General features: G+C 46.2%; 24 protein-coding genes. 9 read left to right on the top strand and 15 right to left on the bottom strand.

The features are described 5' to 3' along the window. Positions 1–159 precede the first annotated feature (159 nt). The gene (gene mtgA, locus LZG74_RS17485; RefSeq protein WP_233797817.1) at positions 160–846 is read right to left on the bottom strand and encodes a monofunctional biosynthetic peptidoglycan transglycosylase; all 687 of its coding nucleotides are present in this window, start codon (positions 844–846) and stop codon (positions 160–162) included. Positions 847–979: 133 nt separating this feature from the next. On the opposite strand from mtgA, the gene LZG74_RS17480 reads away from it, so the two are divergent. After that, the gene (locus tag LZG74_RS17480; protein ID WP_233797816.1) at positions 980–2,266 is read left to right on the top strand and encodes a DUF2851 family protein; all 1,287 of its coding nucleotides are present in this window, start codon (positions 980–982) and stop codon (positions 2,264–2,266) included. On the opposite strand, the gene LZG74_RS17475 is transcribed toward LZG74_RS17480, so the two are convergent. From LZG74_RS17475 to LZG74_RS17450, 6 genes are all read right to left on the bottom strand, one after another. Next, complete coding sequence (locus LZG74_RS17475; RefSeq protein ID WP_026630003.1) at positions 2,256–2,456, bottom strand: hypothetical protein; 201 nt, start codon at positions 2,454–2,456, stop codon at positions 2,256–2,258. The two genes, LZG74_RS17480 and LZG74_RS17475, sit on opposite strands and share 11 nt — an antisense overlap. A gap of 24 nt (positions 2,457–2,480) precedes the next feature. Further along, positions 2,481–3,899 carry a CCA tRNA nucleotidyltransferase gene (locus LZG74_RS17470; RefSeq protein WP_233797815.1) on the bottom strand — a complete coding sequence of 473 codons (1,419 nt, stop codon included), beginning with the start codon at positions 3,897–3,899 and terminating at the stop codon, positions 2,481–2,483. Between the two features lie 47 nt (positions 3,900–3,946). Further along, complete coding sequence (locus LZG74_RS17465; RefSeq protein WP_233797814.1) at positions 3,947–4,309, bottom strand: type II toxin-antitoxin system HigA family antitoxin; 363 nt, start codon at positions 4,307–4,309, stop codon at positions 3,947–3,949. Between the two features lie 4 nt (positions 4,310–4,313). Beyond that, a complete protein-coding gene (locus tag LZG74_RS17460; RefSeq protein WP_233797813.1) occupies positions 4,314–4,610 on the bottom strand; it encodes a type II toxin-antitoxin system HigB family toxin in 297 nt (98 codons plus the stop codon). Between the two features lie 75 nt (positions 4,611–4,685). Beyond that, complete coding sequence (locus tag LZG74_RS17455) at positions 4,686–5,057, bottom strand: globin (RefSeq protein ID WP_233797811.1); 372 nt, start codon at positions 5,055–5,057, stop codon at positions 4,686–4,688. Between the two features lie 8 nt (positions 5,058–5,065). After that, positions 5,066–5,839, bottom strand: coding sequence for an AMP nucleosidase (locus tag LZG74_RS17450; protein WP_026629998.1), 774 nt, complete (start codon positions 5,837–5,839; stop codon positions 5,066–5,068). 50 nt (positions 5,840–5,889) lie between these two features. On the opposite strand from LZG74_RS17450, the gene LZG74_RS17445 reads away from it, so the two are divergent. Next, complete coding sequence (locus LZG74_RS17445; protein ID WP_026629997.1) at positions 5,890–6,339, top strand: type I restriction enzyme HsdR N-terminal domain-containing protein; 450 nt, start codon at positions 5,890–5,892, stop codon at positions 6,337–6,339. A gap of 89 nt (positions 6,340–6,428) precedes the next feature. On the opposite strand, the gene LZG74_RS17440 is transcribed toward LZG74_RS17445, so the two are convergent. Continuing rightward, the gene (locus LZG74_RS17440) at positions 6,429–7,040 is read right to left on the bottom strand and encodes a YceI family protein (protein WP_233797810.1); all 612 of its coding nucleotides are present in this window, start codon (positions 7,038–7,040) and stop codon (positions 6,429–6,431) included. Positions 7,041–7,116: 76 nt separating this feature from the next. Continuing rightward, on the bottom strand, positions 7,117–7,575 hold the full coding sequence (locus LZG74_RS17435; RefSeq protein ID WP_233797809.1) for a MarR family winged helix-turn-helix transcriptional regulator: 459 nt from the start codon (positions 7,573–7,575) through the stop codon (positions 7,117–7,119). A 152-nt stretch (positions 7,576–7,727) separates the two neighbouring features. Between LZG74_RS17435 and LZG74_RS17430 the strand changes: the two genes are divergently transcribed. The 3 genes from LZG74_RS17430 (at position 7,728) to LZG74_RS17420 (ending at position 10,929) form a co-directional block, all read left to right on the top strand. After that, positions 7,728–8,306 (top strand): Maf family nucleotide pyrophosphatase, encoded by a 579-nt coding sequence (locus tag LZG74_RS17430; protein WP_233797808.1) that lies wholly within the window; start codon positions 7,728–7,730, stop codon positions 8,304–8,306. 27 nt (positions 8,307–8,333) lie between these two features. After that, a complete protein-coding gene (locus LZG74_RS17425; RefSeq protein ID WP_233797807.1) occupies positions 8,334–9,839 on the top strand; it encodes an alpha-amylase family glycosyl hydrolase in 1,506 nt (501 codons plus the stop codon). Positions 9,840–9,993: 154 nt separating this feature from the next. Next, on the top strand, positions 9,994–10,929 hold the full coding sequence (locus tag LZG74_RS17420) for an SMP-30/gluconolactonase/LRE family protein (protein WP_233797806.1): 936 nt from the start codon (positions 9,994–9,996) through the stop codon (positions 10,927–10,929). On the opposite strand, the gene LZG74_RS17415 is transcribed toward LZG74_RS17420, so the two are convergent. Together LZG74_RS17415 and LZG74_RS17410 are read right to left on the bottom strand one after the other, a co-directional pair. Further along, a complete protein-coding gene (locus tag LZG74_RS17415) occupies positions 10,930–11,466 on the bottom strand; it encodes a hypothetical protein (protein ID WP_233797805.1) in 537 nt (178 codons plus the stop codon). 11 nt (positions 11,467–11,477) lie between these two features. Then, complete coding sequence (locus LZG74_RS17410) at positions 11,478–11,996, bottom strand: hypothetical protein (protein ID WP_233797804.1); 519 nt, start codon at positions 11,994–11,996, stop codon at positions 11,478–11,480. A gap of 163 nt (positions 11,997–12,159) precedes the next feature. Between LZG74_RS17410 and LZG74_RS17405 the strand changes: the two genes are divergently transcribed. Further along, positions 12,160–12,663, top strand: coding sequence for a GtrA family protein (locus LZG74_RS17405; RefSeq protein WP_026629989.1), 504 nt, complete (start codon positions 12,160–12,162; stop codon positions 12,661–12,663). Positions 12,664–12,668: 5 nt separating this feature from the next. On the opposite strand, the gene LZG74_RS17400 is transcribed toward LZG74_RS17405, so the two are convergent. The 4 genes from LZG74_RS17400 to LZG74_RS17385 all read right to left on the bottom strand — a co-directional run bounded on the left by LZG74_RS17400 (position 12,669) and on the right by LZG74_RS17385 (position 16,239). Further along, the gene (locus LZG74_RS17400) at positions 12,669–13,853 is read right to left on the bottom strand and encodes an acetyl-CoA C-acyltransferase (protein ID WP_233797803.1); all 1,185 of its coding nucleotides are present in this window, start codon (positions 13,851–13,853) and stop codon (positions 12,669–12,671) included. A gap of 107 nt (positions 13,854–13,960) precedes the next feature. After that, complete coding sequence (locus LZG74_RS17395; protein WP_233797802.1) at positions 13,961–14,212, bottom strand: DUF6814 family protein; 252 nt, start codon at positions 14,210–14,212, stop codon at positions 13,961–13,963. Positions 14,213–14,252: 40 nt separating this feature from the next. After that, positions 14,253–15,788 carry an MFS transporter gene (locus LZG74_RS17390; RefSeq protein WP_233797801.1) on the bottom strand — a complete coding sequence of 512 codons (1,536 nt, stop codon included), beginning with the start codon at positions 15,786–15,788 and terminating at the stop codon, positions 14,253–14,255. Positions 15,789–15,936: 148 nt separating this feature from the next. Next, entirely contained in the window at positions 15,937–16,239 is a 303-nt protein-coding gene (locus tag LZG74_RS17385; protein ID WP_026629985.1) for a hypothetical protein, read from the bottom strand. A 186-nt stretch (positions 16,240–16,425) separates the two neighbouring features. Between LZG74_RS17385 and LZG74_RS17380 the strand changes: the two genes are divergently transcribed. The 3 genes from LZG74_RS17380 (at position 16,426) to LZG74_RS17370 (ending at position 19,738) form a co-directional block, all read left to right on the top strand. After that, positions 16,426–17,178 carry a carbohydrate-binding family 9-like protein gene (locus LZG74_RS17380; protein WP_233797800.1) on the top strand — a complete coding sequence of 251 codons (753 nt, stop codon included), beginning with the start codon at positions 16,426–16,428 and terminating at the stop codon, positions 17,176–17,178. Between the two features lie 94 nt (positions 17,179–17,272). Further along, positions 17,273–18,328: a lactonase family protein gene (locus LZG74_RS17375; protein ID WP_233797799.1), complete on the top strand. Its 1,056-nt coding sequence runs from the start codon at positions 17,273–17,275 to the stop codon at positions 18,326–18,328. A 189-nt stretch (positions 18,329–18,517) separates the two neighbouring features. After that, positions 18,518–19,738, top strand: coding sequence for an aminotransferase class V-fold PLP-dependent enzyme (locus tag LZG74_RS17370; RefSeq protein WP_233797798.1), 1,221 nt, complete (start codon positions 18,518–18,520; stop codon positions 19,736–19,738). The last annotated feature ends 34 nt before the right edge of the window (positions 19,739–19,772 follow it).

Raw genomic sequence — 19,772 nt, 5'->3', positions numbered from 1 at the left:
GCGCTTTTTTTGTTCGCCAAATATAGATATTTTTGTATGTGATGCTTGGAAAAGCCTCTTGTCCTCGGACAACGTATCCAAGTAATAGATCAATGACCTGCCATTTATGACAGGTCATTTTTATTTCCCCTAGAATTAAGATTTATAGATACACTTGCTTCATAAATCCGCAATATACTTCTGCCCGCCCAGATACCGCATTTGGCGTATGATCTGACCGGTTCGTTTTTGGACGTAGCCGGATGGGTTTTTGATGGAGAAACGGACGGGGTTGGGGAGCACGGCGGCGATGCGGGCGGCTTCGGCGCGGGATAGCTTTTTGGCGGATTTATTGTAGTATCTTAATGAGGCTGCTTCTACGCCAAATGTCATTTTTCCCATTTCGGCAACATTCAAATAGACTTCCAGAATGCGCTCTTTATCCCAGATAACTTCGATTAAGACAGTGAAATAAGCCTCCAAACCTTTCCTGACAAAGCTTCTGCCATGCCATAAGAAGACGTTTTTGGCAACCTGCTGCGAGATCGTACTGGCTCCGCGCGCGCGTTTCCGCTTCTCTGTCACCGCATTATAGATCTGGTCAAAATCAAATCCCCAGTGGTTCGGAAAATTCTGATCTTCGGATGCGACAACCGCCAGCGCAACTTCCTTTGAAATATTTTCATAAGGCTCCCAATCGTGATGGATTTCCGTGTCCTCGTCGGCCCGGAAAGCTTCGATTTTTCTGGATAGCATAAATGGCGTTACCCAAACCGGTAAAAACTTCAAAACCAGCACCCAAAAGATTGAAAGAACGAAAAAAACAATGAGAATTCTAAGCGCAATAAATTGCAAACGGCGGAGCATAAAACTTTTTACTTCAAAAACCTGTGACCAAACCAAAACATCAGCGTACAAAGAACAGAAACTAATCAGGTTTAGACAAAGAAAATAAAGGCCATTACATTAAATATTTCTACACACGCTAATTCTAAATGCGATGAATGAAGATATCCTGAGTTTTATATGGCGATTCCAATATTTCGCCAACGAAGCCCTTTACACTGATGAAGGCAGCAAGCTCTCCATCCTCCGAACAGGGCACAGGAACGCCAATGCAGGCCCCGATTTTTCCGAAGCGCGGATCATTATCGAAGATTGTCAATGGGTAGGAAGCATTGAAATCCATGTTAAATCCTCCGACTGGTTTCTGCATAACCATGAGGCCGATCCTGCCTATGAAACAGTGATCCTGCACGTGGTGTGGGAAAATGACCGGCCTATTATAAGGCAGGACGGCACATTACTGCCGACTCTGACATTAAAGAATATCGTCAATCAATCGGTTCTGGAACGATATGCGACATTGCAGGACGAAACAGAGACGATTCCATGTGCATCCATGTTCGCGCAGGTGCACGACATACAAAAATACGGAATGCTCGACCGCGTACTGCTCGAAAGGCTCGATCGGAAAGCCGCTCTGGTGATGGATTTACTAAGTAAAAACAACAACGATTGGGAAGAAACGGCTTATCAATGGTTGGGAAGGCACTTTGGTTTTAAATTAAATGACGCACCATTCGCGCGGCTTACTGAAATTGTTCCCTGGAAAATAATCCGGAAACACCACGAAAAAGTGAACCAGATTGAAGCATTGCTTTTCGGTTGTGCAGGACTCATCCCCGCCGACTCCAATGACCCTTACATTCGTCAGCTACGAGCGGAACATCAATTTTTGAGTGCGAAATATGGTTTGAAAGGTCAGCAAATGAATGGTCATGAATGGAAGAACCTGCGGATGCGGCCTGCTGGTTTTCCAACGGTTCGCCTCGCTCAATTTGCCCGGTTGCTGCATAAAAACGGGAATCTGTTTCCTGAGATTATATCTGCGCAGTCGTTTTCGAACTTGCAGGCCATGTTCCAGATAGAGCAGTCGGATTATTGGCAGGACCATTATCTTTTTGGTAAAAAATCAAAAGGTAAGGTGCCATTTCTAGGAAAAGACTCGGCAAACTTACTGATTGTCAATGGCGCTGTGCCTCTTTTGGTCGCCTATGCAAAGCACCGGCAACAGCCCGAACTGCTGGAAAAGGCCATTTATTGGTTGTCGGAAATCGGCGCAGAAAAAAACCGCATTACGCGGGAGTGGGAAATATTGGGAATGAATGTCAAGACTGCCACTGATTCTCAGGCGCTTATAGAGTGGTATAACAATTACTGTACATTCCGGAAATGTCTGGAATGCACAGTTGGAGCCACACTGGTGCGCTCGGTCAGCCCTTAACAAGGTTCACACCGGTAAGCAAAAACACGGTGCCGACCAGAAACGGAACCACGGATTCCCACTTGGAAACGGTAAGTCCCAGAACGGGCTTGTCAGATAAAAATGCGATGCAGGCAAAAAGCAGAACCGAAATGCCCAGGATAGTGAGAAGTGCGCCGAAGAAGCGTTTGAACTGAGTATTGTTTTCCATTTAATTGTAATGAGGAGTCAGATTTTATGATTGTAAAGTTAAGCCCATTTTTTCGCCCTCTTGCACCATATACGCGTATGCGGGATCAAATTCATTTGGAATAATGCCTTCCAGAATGGCCTCCCGTATCACTTCTTTGATGATGCCGACTTCCTTTGCCGGTTTCAAGCCGAATGCTTGCATGATCATTTCGCCCGTAATCACGGGTTGGAAGTTGCGCAGCTTATCGCGTTCTTCGAGGTCCTTCAACTTCTGTTCCACCAGATCGAAGTTTTGCAGGAAGCGCTTTACTTTATCGGGGTTTTTGGAAGTAATGTCGGCCCGGCAGAGTTTCATCAATGCCTCAATGTCCTCTCCCGCTTCCACGAGCAGGCGCCGCATGGCGGAGTCTGTTATTTCTTCTTTGGACAAAACAATGGGCCGCAAATGCAATCGCACAAGTTTTTTTACAAACCGCATTTTTTCATTCAAAGGCAGTTTCATCCGCCGGAAAATGACGGGCACCATGCGCGCACCTACTTCCTCGTGGTTATGGAATGACCAGCCGATGCGCTTATCAAATTTCTTGGTGGCAGGTTTCGCAATATCGTGCAGGATCGCTGCCCAGCGCAGCCAAAGATCATCTGTGTTTTGGGACACATTGTCCAGCACTTGTAATGTATGGTAAAAATTATCCTTATGTCCCTTGCCATCAATGGTTTGAACGCCCAGCAATTCGATCATTTCCGGGAAAATGATTTGTAAAATGCCTGCGTGATACAGCAACTTGAAACCGTAAGAAGGTATTGGTGACAGGATTATTTTATTCAGTTCATCCGAAATGCGCTCCATCGAAACGATCTCAATGCGATCCTTCATTTTAATGATCGCGTCGAATGTATTGGGCTCAATGTCGAAGTTAAGTTGGCTCGTAAAGCGGATCGCCCGCATCATACGCAACGGGTCGTCGGAGAATGTAATCTCCGGTTCCAGCGGCGTACGGATGATCTTTCTTTTTATATCCCGCATCCCTTCAAACGGGTCCACGAGCTCACCGAATGTTCCCTTATTAAGGCTTATCCCCATGGCATTGATGGTAAAATCACGCCGGTTCTGATCGTCGCTCAATGTGCCGTCTTCCACTGCGGGTTTCCGGGAATCCGCGCGGTAAGATTCTTTGCGCGCCCCCACAAATTCGATTTCCAGACCGCCCTGGCGGATTTGTGCCGTGCCGAAGGTCTTGTATATGCTCACAAAAACGTCGGGGCCGAGCTGGCTGGCAACACTTTCGGCCAGTTCAATGCCGCTCCCGATCGAAACGATGTCAATATCTTTACTATTCCTTTTGAGTATCAGGTCCCTTACAAATCCACCGATAACATATGCCTCCACCCCCAGCTCCGCCGCAGCCTTCGCCACAATTTCAAGAATCGGATACTGGATTAACTGCTCTTTAAAATTCATGCGGCAAAGGTAAAGATTTCTTGTTCTGCCTGACTTGGAGAATTAAATTATCGAATAAGCTGGTAGTCCCCAATGAGGCTGTTTGCTGATAAATGTAGACGTGAGGCAAGGTTGCGGATCATCTCCACACTCAATTTTCTCTTTTTATTCAAAATTTCGGAAACCCTGCTTTTGCCTCCGATCGCCTCAATCAAATCGACTTGCTTCAACTGCATTTCCTCCATCCGGATTTTAATTGCTTCGATTGGATCTGGGGCTTCTATAGGATAATATTGTTGCTCGTAAGCATCAATCAGCAATGCGAGCACATCTGCTTCATCACTTTCAGGTGTTCCGATTGCCGCATCAAAAAGGATTTCCATGCGTTTGAGCGCTGCCTGATAATCTTCTTTTGTTTTAATGAGTTTCATAACATTAGATCAAATTAGCGTCAATGCCGTCATATTCCTGATGTGTTCCAATGAAGCGGATAAAGGCCCATTGCTTTTCAAAATTAAACTTTACAACCAGTCGGTACGCATTGCCTTTAACATTAAAAACGATCCTGCCATCTTTCAGAATGCTCGCAGAAGCGTAAGTCTGCTTAATATCAGCGGGGGTTTTCCAGCTGGCGTTAAAAACCGTATCATACCAGGTTTTTAAATATTGTTCAGTGTCAGGATGTGATTCCCAATATTCTCGTAGTGTGCTTTTAGCAAAGATGCGTTCCATCTAAATTTTATTGACGACACAAAGATAGGAAAAGTTCCCAAATCAAGAACTTTTTAATTTATAATAAGAATTTACTCACCGATTTACCATAAAAAACGCGGTCCTGGGAAAACGGTCGAATAACTCGTCTTTGAGCTCCTTGCTGATGGGGAGCGTTCCTACTGCTTCGGACATGCATTGGAGCCAGGCTACGGCGTCGTCTTCGGTGATGACGTGGGGCATGTGGCGGGCGCGCATCATGGGGTGGCCGTGAATGTCGGAGTAGAGTTGCGGGCCGCCTAGAAATTGGGTGAGGAAGAGGCGCTGTTTCTCCTTTATTTCTTCTTTATCACTTTTGAACAGCCTGGAAATCAACTCGTGATTGAAAACCAGGTCGTAAAATTTATCCGTTAATTGCCGTAGCGCCGCATCGCCGCCGATGCGCTCATATAATGTAGCTTCACTCATTTTGCTGATCAATTTTCAAATCGCAGATGTTTCACAGACGCACCGGACCTCGCCAGTTCCGTCAATGATTCAATGCCGATCTCAAGGTGCATTTTGACATAATTAGTAGTCACTTTTTTGTCACTTTCCTCTGTTTTTACCCCTTCCGGAACCAACGGGTTGTCGGATACCAAAAGCAATGCGCCATGCGGAATGGAATTGGCGAAACCCACAATAAAAATCGTAGCCGTCTCCATGTCAATGGCCATAGCGCGGATATCGCGCAGATATTCTTTGAAGCTGTCGTCATGCTCCCAGATTCTCCGGTTCGTGGTGTAAACCGTTCCGGTCCAGTAATCCATTTTATTTTTGGCAATACTGGCCGATACCGTGCTTTGCAGCCGGAATGAAGGTAATGCAGGAATCTCTGAAGGCATATAGTCATCGCTGGTTCCTTCGCCGCGAATGGCTGCGATGGGCAAAATAAGATCGCCTACCTGAGTCTTTTTCAAGCCGCCGCATTTACCTAAAAACAAAACCGCTTTTGGACTAATGGCAGATAAAAGGTCCATCACCGTGGCGGCCATTGGACTTCCCATGCCGAAGTTAATGATGGTAATATCCTTAGCAGTAGCCGTTTGCATCGCACGCCCTTGACCCTTTACCTCAACATTGAATTTCTCCGCAAACATGGTCACGTAATTCCCGAAGTTGGTCAGCAGAATGTAACTTCCAAAGTCCTCAACGGCCGTACCAGTGTAGCGCGGCAGCCAGTTTTCGACGATTTGTTCCTTAGTAGTCATGAATTCAATGAGTTTATTGGCTGCGTTTGTTGTGATGTGTATCTTCGTTCATGGAATCTTTGAACCTCCCGACGTTTGCTTACAAAGTTAAGCACGTTAACGGGAAACCGCATATTTTCGACATTATACGCAGGAAATTCGTGTCGCTCACGCCGGAGGAATGGGTAAGGCAGCATTTTATTCATTTGCTGATCACAGAATATGGTTATCCTAAATCCCTTTTCGCCGTAGAAACGGGCCTGCAATACAACACATTAGCGAAACGGACGGACATTATGGTCCTGTCCGGCGAATCGCTTCCGTTTCTGCTGGTGGAATGCAAAGCGCCTTTTATTACTGTGAATGATGCCACCTTTGCGCAGATCAGCCGATATAATTTCACATTACAGCCTCAATATCTGGCTGTTACCAATGGCATGGCCCACTATTGCTTCAAAGCAGTGAACGGACAGATTCATTTTATGGATGATTTTCCGAAATACAGAGAATTCAACAACTGATTTTTTTGGTATAAAAAACAAAAACCTGCCCAACCAAAAGGTCGGACAGGTTAACAATCTTAGCCATGAAAATCTTAAAACTCAGTTGATTATTTTGAAGCAACCAATTTCACGTCAATCGTGAAATCATCGTTGATCATTTTGTCACCAAGGTTTTCGAAGAAAGACTTGGAGTTGTATTTGATATCGTATTTTGAACGGTCAACAACAATTTTGCCAGTTGCTTCTGCACCAGTTGCCGTTGTTTTAACAGTTACTGGAAAAGTGACAGGTTTTGTAATGCCTTTGATCGTCAGGTCGCCCGTAACTTCGTAAACGCCAGTTGATTTTGGTGTCGCTTTCGTTACTACGAATGTTGCAGTCGGGTGTTTTTCAACGCCGAAAAAATCGTCAGATTTCAAGTGGCCGATCAACTTGCCATTGTATTCTTTGTCGGTAAGATCGGTGTTTGTGATTGTAGTCAGGTCGGCAACAAATTTTCCGCCTGTCAATTTAGCGCCGTCCATAACGATAGTGCCTTCTTTCAAAGCGATTTTGCCGGTATGCTCACCAGTGACTTTTTTGCCTACCCAGGTAAGCTCACTTTTTGAAGTGTTTACTTTCAGATTAGTTGCTTTTTTAACTTTGTCGTCAGCTGAAACAGAGCCTGATACGAATAAAGCAACAGCAACAGAAGCGAGGAAGAATTTAACGGATTTCATTGTAGTTTTCATTTTTGGATTAATTGATTGTAATTAAATTATTGGGTTATTCATTTTTGGGTATTCATGCTCATTATCACTTGTTTGATTCCCGAAGTTTGTCAAGCAAAGCGCTGATCTGGTCTGCCTCTTCGCTGGAAATCACATTGAAACGGTTTTCCCATTCTTCCACGAACGGATCAAGTTCTTCCAGCAATTTCAAGCCGTCTTCGGTAATCAACACATCCACAGCGCGCCTGTCGTTGGGGCAGGATGATCGTTTTGCGAGGTTTTTGGCCAGGAGCTTATCCACTAACCTCGATGTATTAGAATTTTTATCCAACATCCTTTCCGTAATGTCACTTACCTTGATCGGGTTCTGCTGCTGTCCGCGCAGGATCCGGAGTACATTATATTGCTGGCTGGTGATGTCATGTCCTTTAAAAAATTCAAGTTGTTTGGATTCCAGCCAGTTGGTTGTATAAACCAGGTTCAATGCAAGACGCTGATAGGCGCTTCGAAATTTTTTTTGTTTTATATCAGTTTCAATAGACATAGCTGACGGCAAAATGTAATTATGATGTATATACATTTAATGTAGTAACATCAATATTCCGGCGAATGGTTCATGCATGTGAAAGAATTTTTAAAATATCTGCTAACAGAACTTAAATACGTTGATTATCAGCGTCATTTCCTTTTTCTTAAATGATTCAGTTAAAAAAACCCCTCATACTCGCTTCTAATTCACCGCGCCGCAAGCAGTTGCTGGCAGATGCAGGATTTGATTTTACTGTGGAAGTGCTGCCAACGGACGAGACATTTCCAGCCACATTAACAGCCGAAGCGGTTGCCGATTATATTTCACGGGAAAAGGCAGAAATGTTCTGCGGCCTCCGGCCGGACGACATGGTCTTGACCGCGGATACGATTGTGGTCGCAGATCATGAAATCCTGGGAAAGCCGGCCAATTTTCAGGAGGCATTTCAAATGCTGCAAAAGCTGTCCGGCAAAACGCACACGGTGATTACATCGGTGAGTTTGCTGCATGATAACAGCATTCAAACTGTTTCAGATGTTGCGGAAGTGACATTCAGCAGACTGGAAGATTGGGAATTAACACACTACATTGATCAATATAAACCTTTCGACAAAGCCGGTTCCTATGGCATCCAGGAATGGATCGGGATGGTTGGGGTTGAAAAAATTCAGGGATCATTTTACACGATTATGGGCTTACCGGTGCATATTGTTTATAAATTGCTGAAACCTTATTTCATCCGCTGAGCCGGTCCGGTTTCGGGCAACATTCATATGATTGCAGACAAGTCAAGATTTATTCCGAGGGTTTGCTACGAGATATTTGTCCGTTCTTTCTGCGATTCCAACGGCGACGGGATTGGTGACTTAAATGGCATTACTTCAAAACTGGATTACCTGGCCGACCTCGGCATAGAGGCAATCTGGCTCACGCCTATCCATCCATCGCCCAGTTATCATAAATACGATGTGACGGATTATTATGCCATTGAACCGGAATTCGGGACAATGGATGATTTCAAAAAGCTGCTCGCCAGTGCGCGTGATCGGGGCATTGAAATTTACCTCGACCTGATCATTAACCACACCAGCACGCTCCACCCGTGGTTTTCCGAAGCGCGTAAAAACACGGCGAACGCTTATCGCGAATTCTACTGGTGGATGACGCCCACACAAATCGAGGCCCTGGGAATTTCAGAAAGGGAAACCTCGGACGATTCGCAGGTGGTTTATCCATGGCACGAGAATCCCGAAGATTTGGAAAAGTATTACGGCCTGTTTTACAAAGGCATGCCCGACCTCAATTACCATTCGCAGGCATTACGGGAAGAATTGGAAAAAATTATTCGTTTTTGGCTTGTGGACGTGGGTGTCGACGGTTTTCGTCTGGATGCTGCCCGGCACGTTTACCCGGAATGGGAGAAACATTTAAGTGTTGAATTCTGGCAATATTTTTCAAAACTCGTGCAGGATATCAAGCCGGGTGCATTTACGGTTGGTGAAGTATGGGCGGAGACGGAAGAAGTAGCACCCTATTTCCGTTATCTGGACGCCACTTTTCATTTTGATCTTAGTTTCGCTTTGCAGCGTATGCTTATCGGTGAAAAGGATGAAGACATTGTTGAGAAGCTGCAATCCAGTTATGCGGTTTTTGAAAAATATAACCCGCTCTTTGTGGACGCTATCATGCTTACCAACCATGATCAGGACCGGATTGCGAGTGTCACCGGCAACCATAAAGAGAAAATTAAGATGGCGGCAAGCATTCTGCTGACATTGCCCGGCCAGCCGTATATTTATTATGGAGAAGAAATCGGCATGCTAGGCACGAAGCCCGATCCTTATATCCGCGAGCCTTTTATATGGTCCGATGACCTGGAAAGCAGCGGAAACACCAATTGGATTGATGCCCAATTTTCAAAAAAAGAAACCGTCGTGCCGCTGTCTGTACAAATGGAAGATCCGGATTCGGTTTACAATCATTATAAAACATTGATAAATCTGCGGAAGTCCGAGCCGGCGCTGAGCCAGATCTTTGCGCCGAACCTCCACCGCGTGTGCCTGCAAGACGATCAGATGCTCTCCTATTTCCGGCCGCATGTGGATAAATCGCTGGTTATCATTCATAATTTAAGCAGTTATGACAAGCCTATCCTGATGCCCGACGATAAAGCTGACTTCAAGCATATCCTTTTTTCAACCGATCCCCAACATTCTGGCATGTTACAAACCATGCAGCTCGCGCCACATTGCAGCCTCATTCTGGCTTCTCATTCGTGAAATCCGTACAGTAGGTTGCGGTGTATCCGATTCTTTCTTCCATATTCAGGTTGTATTCTAAATAAACTTCGGAATCATGAAGCTCTGCGCGCCATTTCTATGTTCTCTCCTATTGCTTTCGGTATCTGGTTTTGCCCAAAAATCGTATCCCACCATGGGAAAGATCATTTACGAAGATCCTGCATTTGAGAAGCTGCTTGCCAAAGACGCGAAAATCGAAGTGCTTGCTTCGGGTTTTGAATGGTCCGAAGGGCCGGTTTGGGTGAAGGACAGCAGCTTTTTGCTGTTTTCGGATGTGCCTAAAAACAAGGTCTATAAATGGGATGAAAAAAGTGGTCTGTCGGTCTTCCTGGAACCTTCGGGTTATACAGGCCGGGGCGTTTACAGCGATGAGCCGGGCAGCAACGGCCTGATCATCGACAGCAAGGGACGGCTTGTTTCCTGCGAGCACGGCGATCGCCGCATTTCAGCAGTTTCATTAACAGTGGGAGGAAAAGTTACGCTTGCGGATCATTTCGAAGGCAAAAGGTTTAATAGCCCAAATGATGTGACAGAGCATACGAATGGCAGTTATTACTTCACTGATCCACCTTACGGGCTTGCTAAAAAGCATGAAGATCCCACCAGAGAAACCAAACAATTCGGCGTTTATCGCATTGCAAAAGACGGGAAAGTAAGCCTGCAAATCCCCGACCTTACCAGGCCCAACGGGCTCGCTTTTTCCCCTGACGGAAAAATGCTCTACATTGCCCAATCCGATCCTGAAAAAGCCATAATCGTGGCCTATAATGTGGATGAGAGCGGCAATGTGACAGGAAAAGGAAAACTCATTTACGACGCGACACCTATGGTAAAAGCAGGAAAACCGGGCCTTCCGGACGGTTTGAAAATAGACAAAGACGGAAATCTCTGGTCCTCCGGCCCCGGCGGAATGCTCATTATTACCCCGGCTGGAAAGCTGATAGGCAGGATCGAAATGGGCGAATTGACCTCCAACTGTGCCTGGGGAAATGATGGCTCTACATTATATATGACCGTGGATGGTTATGTGTGCAGGGTCAAAACAAACACCAAAGGCGCGGGCTGGTAATTAGCGGTCCGCAACTCGCCGAACCGATCGCAGATCATTCTCTACATCCCGTTTTACGGAAGCCCAATTGGTTTTGCCATTGCGGTAAATGTTTGTATACGCCCTGTAAAGAACCAGTTGGTCCGCGCTAATCCTGTCCAGCTGATCCGCCAAAACGCCTTTTTGCGAAGATTTGGCCGTCCGGTATTCGTTGATCAGCACATTATAGCGGCTTTCCAGGTTGTCCAGTTCATACAACACCACTTCGCCCAGCTTGTCCATTTCCTGGTATTGGGCGATCAGCTGCTGGTTGTAATCCGAGCTTCCGGCTGAAACCGCATTATCGCTGCGCGGCGTTTCGTTGAGAACGCGGTCATAATCTCTTTTGTAAGTGCCGTTATTGGAGCGATAGTCGCTGTCGTACGAACGGTCGGAAGCATCAGTACTGCCGGAAGATGTGCCGTGGCGCTGGTCGTAGCGACGTTGTAATTGCTGGGAGCACGATGAGCCGATCACCGTCAAAGCGGCCATACAGCAGATAAAATAAATGTTTTTCACGATTTTGATGGTTAAAAGTTGTGTCTTAATCCAATGCTCAGATTGGGATTGAAGTAAAAAAACTTGGGGATCAATTCAAGATAACCACCGCCTTCTACGAAAAATGAAGCAGGTTTCTGTGAGAAAAAGAATTCCAGCCCCGCTATGGCCGACGGCCCTGTTGAAATGTTGGTTGTATAAACTGATTTCACATTCCGGTCTGGGTAATATCTTCGCGAATTCACCTGCACACCCGGACCTGCATACGCAATCATCCGTTCGTTAAAAAACGGCGCATACCAAAGATACGTTCCATTGAACATAACGCCTACACCGCCCAGATCGTCATTGCTAACTTTGTAATTATCTTTGCTTTTGAACAACCCGATGTACGTTCCGATGCTGATATCCAGCGCATTACGTTCTCCGTATTTACGAATACTCACGGCGATGGGCTCACCGACTTCAAATCCGACGGCCCATTTTTGAGTCTGGGCAAAGGCAGGGGATGCGATAAAAAACAGAGAAACGAGCGTAAGAATTTTTTTCATATTCACTATTCAAAATTGTAAAGAGGACAAAAATAGTGCCATAATAATGACATTGCCTTCCATTTCCAGTTGCTCAAATTACGATTCTGCTTTTGTTTCAGGATCATTTTCTTTCTAATATTGGGTCACAATTGTTCCCGGCAGTCCATTAACCAACTCTCAAGTGGCCCAAGTAAAGCAGGATAAAATTCTCAATGCCAAAGATTTAATAGCGTATTTTCTTGTTGCGGGCACCGGGGCAGTTATACAACTTGTTTCAAGCAGTTTAATCCAGGATTGGTTCGATGTGACATGGAGCGAGTCCATCACATTGTCTTATTTAGTAGGATTTGTTGTCGGTTTTATCCTTACCAAATTATTTGCATTTGACGCCCGCCGCAGCAATCAGACGCGCCGGGAAATGGTGAAGTTCTTAATCGTTGCTTTAATATCACTGGGCGTCACGAAGATTTTCACATTAGGATCATTCAAGCTGGCGACCGAAGTTTTAGGCATGGACATCTACATTGTGAAGCTTCCATTTGGCAAAAAACAGGTTAACATCACCGAAATGGGCTCATATGTGTCGGGAATGGGTTTTAGTTTTGTGAGTAATTATATTTTGCACAAAACCTTCACCTTCAAAAGCACAGGATTTTACAATCGCCTCAAAGTCCTTATCCGCTAATTTTCCTACAATCTTTCAACTATAATTGCCGACGCGCCGCCGCCACCGTTGCAGATGGCCGCCAGGCCATATCGTCCATTTTTTTGTTCCAAAACAGAAAGTAATGTCGTGATGATCCGCGATCCCGAAGAACCCAGCGGATGGCCGAGCGAAACGGCGCCTCCAAAAACATTTACCTTGTCTATATTAAGTTCCAGCATTTTAATGTAAGCCAGCGCCACCACAGCAAACGCCTCATTCACTTCAAAATAATCGATCTGGGAAAGTGACATTCCGGCCTTTTTCAAAACTTTTTGTGTGGCCAGAACGGGCGTTGTCGTAAACCAGGCCGGTTCCTGTTCCGCGTCGGCATAGGCGACGATCCTGGCTCGGGGTGTAATGTTGTTATTTCTGACAAATTCTCCTCCTGCAATAACCAGTGCCGAAGCGCCATCATTAATGGTGGGGGCATTTGCCGCGGTCACCGTTCCTTCCTTGGAAAAGGCAGGTTTAAGAAAAGGGATCTTTTCAAATTTTACTTTCTTGAATTCCTCATCCTCAGAAACGATCGCAGACTCTCCACCTTTCGGCGAAGGCACTTCCACTGCTGCTATTTCATTTTTAAAAAAGCCGCTTGCCGTTGACTCCGCACTTTTTGTATAGGACCGGATGGCAAAAGCATCCTGCTCCTCTCTTGAAATCTCATATTTTTCAGCCGTCCGGTCACCGCAAACGCCCATTCCGATCTGGTCGTAAACATCCACCAAACCATCTTTCAGCAATCCGTCAATGATCTCGCCATTTCCATAACCATAACCATTTCGGGCTTTGGGCAGATAATAGGGCACTTGCGACATATTCTCCATCCCACCTGCCACCACCAGATCCGCATCGCCCAGCCGAATGGATTGCGCCCCAAAAACCACGGCCTTCATGCCCGAAGCGCACACTTTATTGACCGTCGTGCAGATCACACCGGAAGGCAAACCGGCATATAACGCAGCCTGACGCGCAGGCGCCTGACCCAGATTGGCAGAAATCACGTTGCCCATAATCACTTCCTGAACCTGCTCCGAAGAGACACCCGCTTTTTCAAGAGCGCCCTGAATGGCCGTCGCACCCAGCTTTGCAGCATGAACAGCAGACAAACTTCCACCGAAACTGCCTATTGGTGTTCGGGCTGCGGACAAAATAAAAACTTCCTCTTTCATGGTCATTGGCTTGTATGATGAGATCGTCAAAAATAAAAACTATCCTGACAAATTCATGTTAACAAGCACCAAATCCACAAAAGAAGAAGTTTGTGCACTCCTCGCTCCTATAAATCAGCCGAGCTTCCGGGCAATTTCTCGTACTCGCCTTTCCAGCCGTAGTAGCCGAAAATCACCAGTCCCGCGCAAATGGGGATGAAGATCAGGATGATGATTGACCATTGCAATGTTGTGTTTGTCCGTGCAATTCCCTCCGCTGCCAATCCTATTTTTTCAATGGCCTGCATGAAGAGGAAAATAATGATAATGGGCCCCAGCAGCATCCATACTACGCCCAGATATTTCTTTAAAGCATTCATATTAAGCTATTTTTAAAAATATTTTTTACAAATCAAAAACTCAATCCGCCACGTTCTCATCTCCCTTATTATTAATGTAAACCGCCCCGATCACAAAGGAAAGCGCAGCAATGCCGATCGGATACCAAAGTCCGGATAATGGCGTAGAGCCGCTGAACGAAGCAACCAATGTAGCGATAAACGGCACCAGACCGCCAAAAACGCCATTTCCAATATGGTAGGGAAGCGACATGGAAGTATAGCGGATCTTGGTAGGAAACAATTCCACCAAAAAAGCTGCAATAGGCCCGTAAACCATTGTTACCAGCAAAACCTGGAAGAAAACCAGCGCAATAATGATAATATAAGATGACCCCGAAAGCGTCACGTCCTTGATCACCGTTTGCGGTTCGGGCAATGGCGCCAGCACATCGTCGGGAATGATCACGACTTTTGCTTCCTTAAACGTCATTCCGTTGTTGAGTGTCTTGAATACGGTGGTTGTGATCAGCGAATCCTTGGTATCGTTCAGTAAAGTCCTTTCAACAACCGGATCCGAAGCACTTTTCAACTCCGTCTTCTGGAATTCCTTTACATTGGTTGCGTCAATAAAATATTGGTAAATAGGGCGATAGCAGATCACCCCCAGCAGCATTCCGGTAAGCATGATCCATTTCCTCCCCACTTTATCGCTCCACGAACCAAACACAACAAAGAACGGAGTCGCAAATAAAATGGCCCAAAGCAGCACATAACGCGATTCATTGAAATCCAGCTTGCAAGTATTTTCCAAAAACGATTGGGCATAAAACTGTCCGGTATACCAGACCACCCCCTGCCCCATTGTGGCGCCGAATAATGCCAGCAACACCATTTTGAAATTCGCTTTCTTCTGAAAACTTTCTTTAAGAGGATTGGTAGAAACCTTACCCTCCGCTTTCAGTTTGGTGAAAACAGGGGATTCATGCATTTTCATCCGGATATAGATCGAAACGCCCACCAGCAATATCGACACCAGGAATGGGATCCGCCAGCCCCAGTCCGCAAACGCTTCGGCACCTAACATGTTCTTGGTGAGCACAATAACACCCAGGGAAAGAAACAAGCCCAATGTTGCCGTGGTCTGGATCCAGCTCGTAAAAAATCCTCTTCTGCCAACCGGTGCATGCTCCGCCACATAAGTCGCCGCGCCGCCATACTCACCACCCAGCGCAAGGCCCTGCACCAGTCTAAGGATCAAAACCAAAATCGGAGCTGCATACCCGATGCTTGAATATGAGGGAATCAGTCCAATCAGAAATGTGGAACCGCCCATTAGCACCAGGGTAAGCAGAAATGTATATTTCCGGCCAATGAGATCGCCTAACCGACCAAAAACCAATGCCCCGAATGGGCGCACGATGAAGCCGGCGGCGAAGATGGCCAATGTGTTGATTAATGCCGATGCGCCTGCGTCGCTGGGAAAAAGTTGTTGCCCGATGATAACGGCCAGGCTGCCAAAAATGTAGAAATCATACCATTCAATTAAAGTACCAAGAGAAGAAGCAGCAATTACCTGGGTAATGCTTTGGGTAACATTTTTGTCTGTGGACTGCATGGGTTTAGGTAAAGGTGAGGATAAGATGTTCTTCCTGAATTAGCTGGAAAAGCCTTGGGACGGGTATCATTACTCATTATATCAATAAAAAAGCCCCTGGACAAATCCAGAGGCTATATTTATTTAAATCAACTTATTGGACGGATCGTTATAAAACGTCATCGTCCTCATCGTCATCTTCACGGTCGATAATCTCGTCCCCGTCAATGATCACAGGCTCTTCGTCATCTAGCAGGCTGTCATCATCATCGTCCAGGACATCTTGTGGCAGGACATCATCTGCATCGTCGTCGCCATCCAGATCGTCGTCATCATTACCGCCTACCAGGTCCGGATCATCGGCTACTGCGCGGGTTTTTTGTGTATTTGTTGGAAAGTCCGGAACTACCGGTGCTTCCAGAATGGGTTTGCTGGTATCAGCTATTGCGGGTTCTCCTCGTTCGCGTATCATAATGCTAAAAGTTAAATGGTTTTCAGTTGATTGATATGTGCCATTTGTTAAATAATCATTCCAAAGCGTGCCGCAGTCTGGAAAATCGGGCACTTACGGAAAATAATCATTTGGTAATATCTAAAAACCTGAGGAAATTGCCGGAACCTGCTTCCCGCAGCCCCTATTCCATTCCTAAACCATACAATGATGTTGAAAAAAATCGTCCCCTTTTTTCTATGGGCGGGCATTTTGACGGGCGCAATTGCTCCACGTGCCCAGGCGCATGCCGCAATCCCGGATTCTTCCATGGTGATCAAAAAAACGACCGACTTTAAAGTTGACGGGCAAGGCAGTGCTGCAAACTGGGCCACTGCGAAGGCTTTTGACATCACGGTCCAGAAAGGTCCTAACCAGCCCGCGCCGGGAAAACAATTTCCCACCAAAGTAAAAATCCTTTACTCCGAAAAAGGAATGTATTTCCTCTTCGACTGCACCGATAAAAAACTGACTGCGACCATTATGGAGGATTATGGTTCGCTGTTTAAAGAGGATGTTGTGGAAGTTTTTCTCTGGCCGGACACCACAGTGCCCATTTATCTGGAATACGAGCTTTCACCATTGGATTACGAACTTCCCATCATCATTGCCAACATAAAAGGCCGGACAGAAGGATGGAAAGCCTGGCATTACACAGACCGCAACCGCGTACAACATGCCACCAGCGCCCAAGGAGGCCAAAAGAAGAGCATGGCGTCAGTAGAGGGCTGGAAAGCCGAATTCTTTATCCCTTATGCATTGATGAGCCCCATGGTAACAGCCGCGCCAAAGTCCGGGACCAAGTGGCGCGGCAACTTCTACCGCATTGATTATGATGAAGAAACCGCCTATTACTCGTGGCAGAAAACAGGCGGCAGCTTCCACGAATTTAACAAATTCGGCACCTTGATTTTTGAATAGCAAGTCGCTGCCACTCCTAACATTGATCCAAACATTTAATTCCTGAACCATGCGCAATACAATTTTAACATTCATTTGCCTATTATCCGCTGTCATGACATTTGCACAAAAATCCGGAAAAGAAATCCTTTACATTGGCACTTACACCCAAAAAGGTGAGGGCATTTATGTCTACGAATTCGACAGAAGCAACCTGTCTTTCAAAGAAATACAGGTGATGGTGAATAAAAACAGCCCCTCATTCCTGGAATTCCATCCTAACAAAAAATTCCTGTATACAGCTAACGAAGGCAACAGCACGGTTTCTTCTTATGCCATTGACGCCGCCGGAAAACTGACAACAATGAATTCCAAACCCTCGCTCGGCAAAGGCCCCTGCCACGTCAGCGTAGATCCGAAGGGCCGGTTTTTATATGTTTCCAATTACGGAAGCGGGCAACTGGGCGTTTACCTCATCAATACTGACGGCACAATCGGCGCGGTTGCCGACAGCATTCAGGACAAAGGTTTAGCGTCCCAGAAACCACATATGCACTCGGTAATCCCCTCAGCAGATGGCAAATACATCTACGCCTCGGATCTTGGCATCGATAAGATCATGGTATACAGCATTGATGCCAAAACGGGTAAGCTCACGCCCGGAGCCGTTCCCTATGCAGAAGTGAAGGCCGGTGATGGCCCGCGTCACTTTGCTATTCATCCTAATGGCAATTTCGGTTACTCAGCCTGCGAGCTGGGTTCGGCTGTTAACTCCTTCAAAATTGTTAAGAATTCCGGCGCGCTTGTGCCTATGGAGCGGGTAACGATGCTTCCTGCGGATTTTACGGGAAAAAGCTTTGCCGCTGACATTCATTTCTCGCCGGACGGCAAATTCCTGTACGCTTCCAATCGGGGACATGAAAGCCTTGCTATTTATGCAGTAGATGCCAAAACCGGCAAATTAACCGTCGCCGGGCATGCCGAAACGCACGGAAAGCACCCGCGCAACTTCCTGGTGGATGCCAAAGGTGAGCTTGTATTGGTGACCAATCGCGACAATGATAATGTGGTGTTTTTCAAAAGAAATGCAGAAACAGGCCAACTGACTTATGCCAGCAAGGAGATCAGCATTCCTACGCCCGTATGTGTGAAGCAGCTTTTTATCGATTAGGAATTGAGCCGGAATAAAAAGGGCGTCAATATTTACATTGACCAAAGTTTATTTTCTAATTTTCAATAATTAAAAAAAATAATCTTACAAAAAAGAGTATCAGCATGCATTTCCTGCATCATTGATATGTTGATGCTTTCATCGTAGATTTTTAACGCCCTTAACACTTTTCAAGTCCTTTCCAATATCATGATAAACCGTAGAGATTTAATCAAACATTTGTCCGCTGTGCCCCTAATAGGCGGATTTTTGGGGAACGGCAGTGCAGAAGCTGCAACTTTCGCGGCTAAGCTGCCTGCGAGGAACCTTGCAAAGGAGCTGGGGATCCGAACTTTTATTAATGCTGCGGGTACCTACACGGCTATGACCGGTTCCCTCATGCAGGACGAAGTGGTAGAAACGATCCAGGGCGCTGCCCAGAATTTCATGATGCTGGACGAAGTTCAGACCAAGGTTGGTGAAAAAATTGCTGCATTAACGCATGCCGAATCTGCGGTAGTTACTGCCGGATGCTTTTCTGCATTAACATTAGGACTTGCGGGTGTGCTTACCGGAATGGATCAGAAGCGGGTGGAAGCATTGCCGCATCTGGAAGGAACGGGCATGAAGTCCGAAGTTATCATCCAGAAAGGCCATAACATCGGCTACTCCCACGCGCTGACCAACACAGGTTGCAAAATTATCCAGGTTGAGACGGTTGAGGAGTTGGAAAAGGCCATTAATGAAAAAACTGCATTGCTTTGGTTCCTGCATATCCAGTCGGACAAAGGGCAGATCAAGCATGAGCAATGGGTGGAAATTGCAAAGAAAAATGGCATTGCTACGATGATAGACATGGCTGCGGATGTGCCGCCTGTTGAAAATCTTTGGCGATTCAATGATATGGGCTTTGACCTGGTGTGCGTCTCTGGCGGAAAAGCCATGCGCGGGCCGCAAAGTGCAGGCATACTGATGGGTAAAAAACACCTTATCGACGCTGCCAGACTGAGCATGCCGCCACGTGGTTCTACGATCGGGCGCGGTATGAAGGTGAATAAAGAAGAGATCCTGGGCATGTATGTGGCTTTGGAAAAGTTCGTAAAAATGGACCACAAGAAGGAATGGAAAATGTGGGAAGACCGCGCGGCACTGATCAGCAATGCGGCAAAAAGCGTGGCTGGTGTCAATGTTGAGACATTTGCTCCGGAACTGGGCAACCATACGCCTACCCTCCGCATTTCCTGGGACGCTGCCAAAGTGAGCCTGCCTGTGAAATTGTTGCAGGAAAACATGCGGAACGGCAACCCTTCCATAGAGATCATGCCCGGCGAAAACAACACATTAACCATCACAACCTGGTGCCTGAAACCCGGGGAAGAAAAAATAGTTGCCACCCGCCTGAAAGAAGAATTGTCAAAGGCGGTTGTTTAAGATTTTGCATTACCAAGAATACCTATTCCTAAGC

This window comes from Dyadobacter sp. CY327, from assembly GCF_021390415.1.
Classification (GTDB): Bacteria; Bacteroidota; Bacteroidia; order Cytophagales; family Spirosomataceae; genus Dyadobacter; species Dyadobacter chenhuakuii.
Note: the sequence above shows the minus strand (reverse complement) of the source record. Positions and strands in the feature narration are given on the sequence as shown.

Coding starts and splice junctions, on each gene's coding strand:
- mtgA (WP_233797817.1), bottom strand. CDS start 846: ATGCTCCGCCGTTTGCAATTTATTGCGCTTAGAATTCTCATTGTTTTT.
- LZG74_RS17385 (WP_026629985.1), bottom strand. CDS start 16,239: ATGATACGCGAACGAGGAGAACCCGCAATAGCTGATACCAGCAAACCC.
- LZG74_RS17395 (WP_233797802.1), bottom strand. CDS start 14,212: ATGAATGCTTTAAAGAAATATCTGGGCGTAGTATGGATGCTGCTGGGG.
- LZG74_RS17375 (WP_233797799.1), top strand. CDS start 17,273: ATGACATTTGCACAAAAATCCGGAAAAGAAATCCTTTACATTGGCACT.
- LZG74_RS17440 (WP_233797810.1), bottom strand. CDS start 7,040: ATGAAATCCGTTAAATTCTTCCTCGCTTCTGTTGCTGTTGCTTTATTC.
- LZG74_RS17410 (WP_233797804.1), bottom strand. CDS start 11,996: ATGAAAAAAATTCTTACGCTCGTTTCTCTGTTTTTTATCGCATCCCCT.
- LZG74_RS17475 (WP_026630003.1), bottom strand. CDS start 2,456: ATGGAAAACAATACTCAGTTCAAACGCTTCTTCGGCGCACTTCTCACT.
- LZG74_RS17435 (WP_233797809.1), bottom strand. CDS start 7,575: ATGTCTATTGAAACTGATATAAAACAAAAAAAATTTCGAAGCGCCTAT.
- LZG74_RS17425 (WP_233797807.1), top strand. CDS start 8,334: ATGATTGCAGACAAGTCAAGATTTATTCCGAGGGTTTGCTACGAGATA.
- LZG74_RS17420 (WP_233797806.1), top strand. CDS start 9,994: ATGGGAAAGATCATTTACGAAGATCCTGCATTTGAGAAGCTGCTTGCC.
- LZG74_RS17465 (WP_233797814.1), bottom strand. CDS start 4,309: ATGAAACTCATTAAAACAAAAGAAGATTATCAGGCAGCGCTCAAACGC.
- LZG74_RS17450 (WP_026629998.1), bottom strand. CDS start 5,839: ATGACTACTAAGGAACAAATCGTCGAAAACTGGCTGCCGCGCTACACT.
- LZG74_RS17390 (WP_233797801.1), bottom strand. CDS start 15,788: ATGCAGTCCACAGACAAAAATGTTACCCAAAGCATTACCCAGGTAATT.
- LZG74_RS17400 (WP_233797803.1), bottom strand. CDS start 13,853: ATGAAAGAGGAAGTTTTTATTTTGTCCGCAGCCCGAACACCAATAGGC.
- LZG74_RS17445 (WP_026629997.1), top strand. CDS start 5,890: ATGGAATCTTTGAACCTCCCGACGTTTGCTTACAAAGTTAAGCACGTT.
- LZG74_RS17455 (WP_233797811.1), bottom strand. CDS start 5,057: ATGAGTGAAGCTACATTATATGAGCGCATCGGCGGCGATGCGGCGCTA.
- LZG74_RS17430 (WP_233797808.1), top strand. CDS start 7,728: ATGATTCAGTTAAAAAAACCCCTCATACTCGCTTCTAATTCACCGCGC.
- LZG74_RS17470 (WP_233797815.1), bottom strand. CDS start 3,899: ATGAATTTTAAAGAGCAGTTAATCCAGTATCCGATTCTTGAAATTGTG.
- LZG74_RS17380 (WP_233797800.1), top strand. CDS start 16,426: ATGATGTTGAAAAAAATCGTCCCCTTTTTTCTATGGGCGGGCATTTTG.
- LZG74_RS17370 (WP_233797798.1), top strand. CDS start 18,518: ATGATAAACCGTAGAGATTTAATCAAACATTTGTCCGCTGTGCCCCTA.
- LZG74_RS17460 (WP_233797813.1), bottom strand. CDS start 4,610: ATGGAACGCATCTTTGCTAAAAGCACACTACGAGAATATTGGGAATCA.
- LZG74_RS17480 (WP_233797816.1), top strand. CDS start 980: ATGAATGAAGATATCCTGAGTTTTATATGGCGATTCCAATATTTCGCC.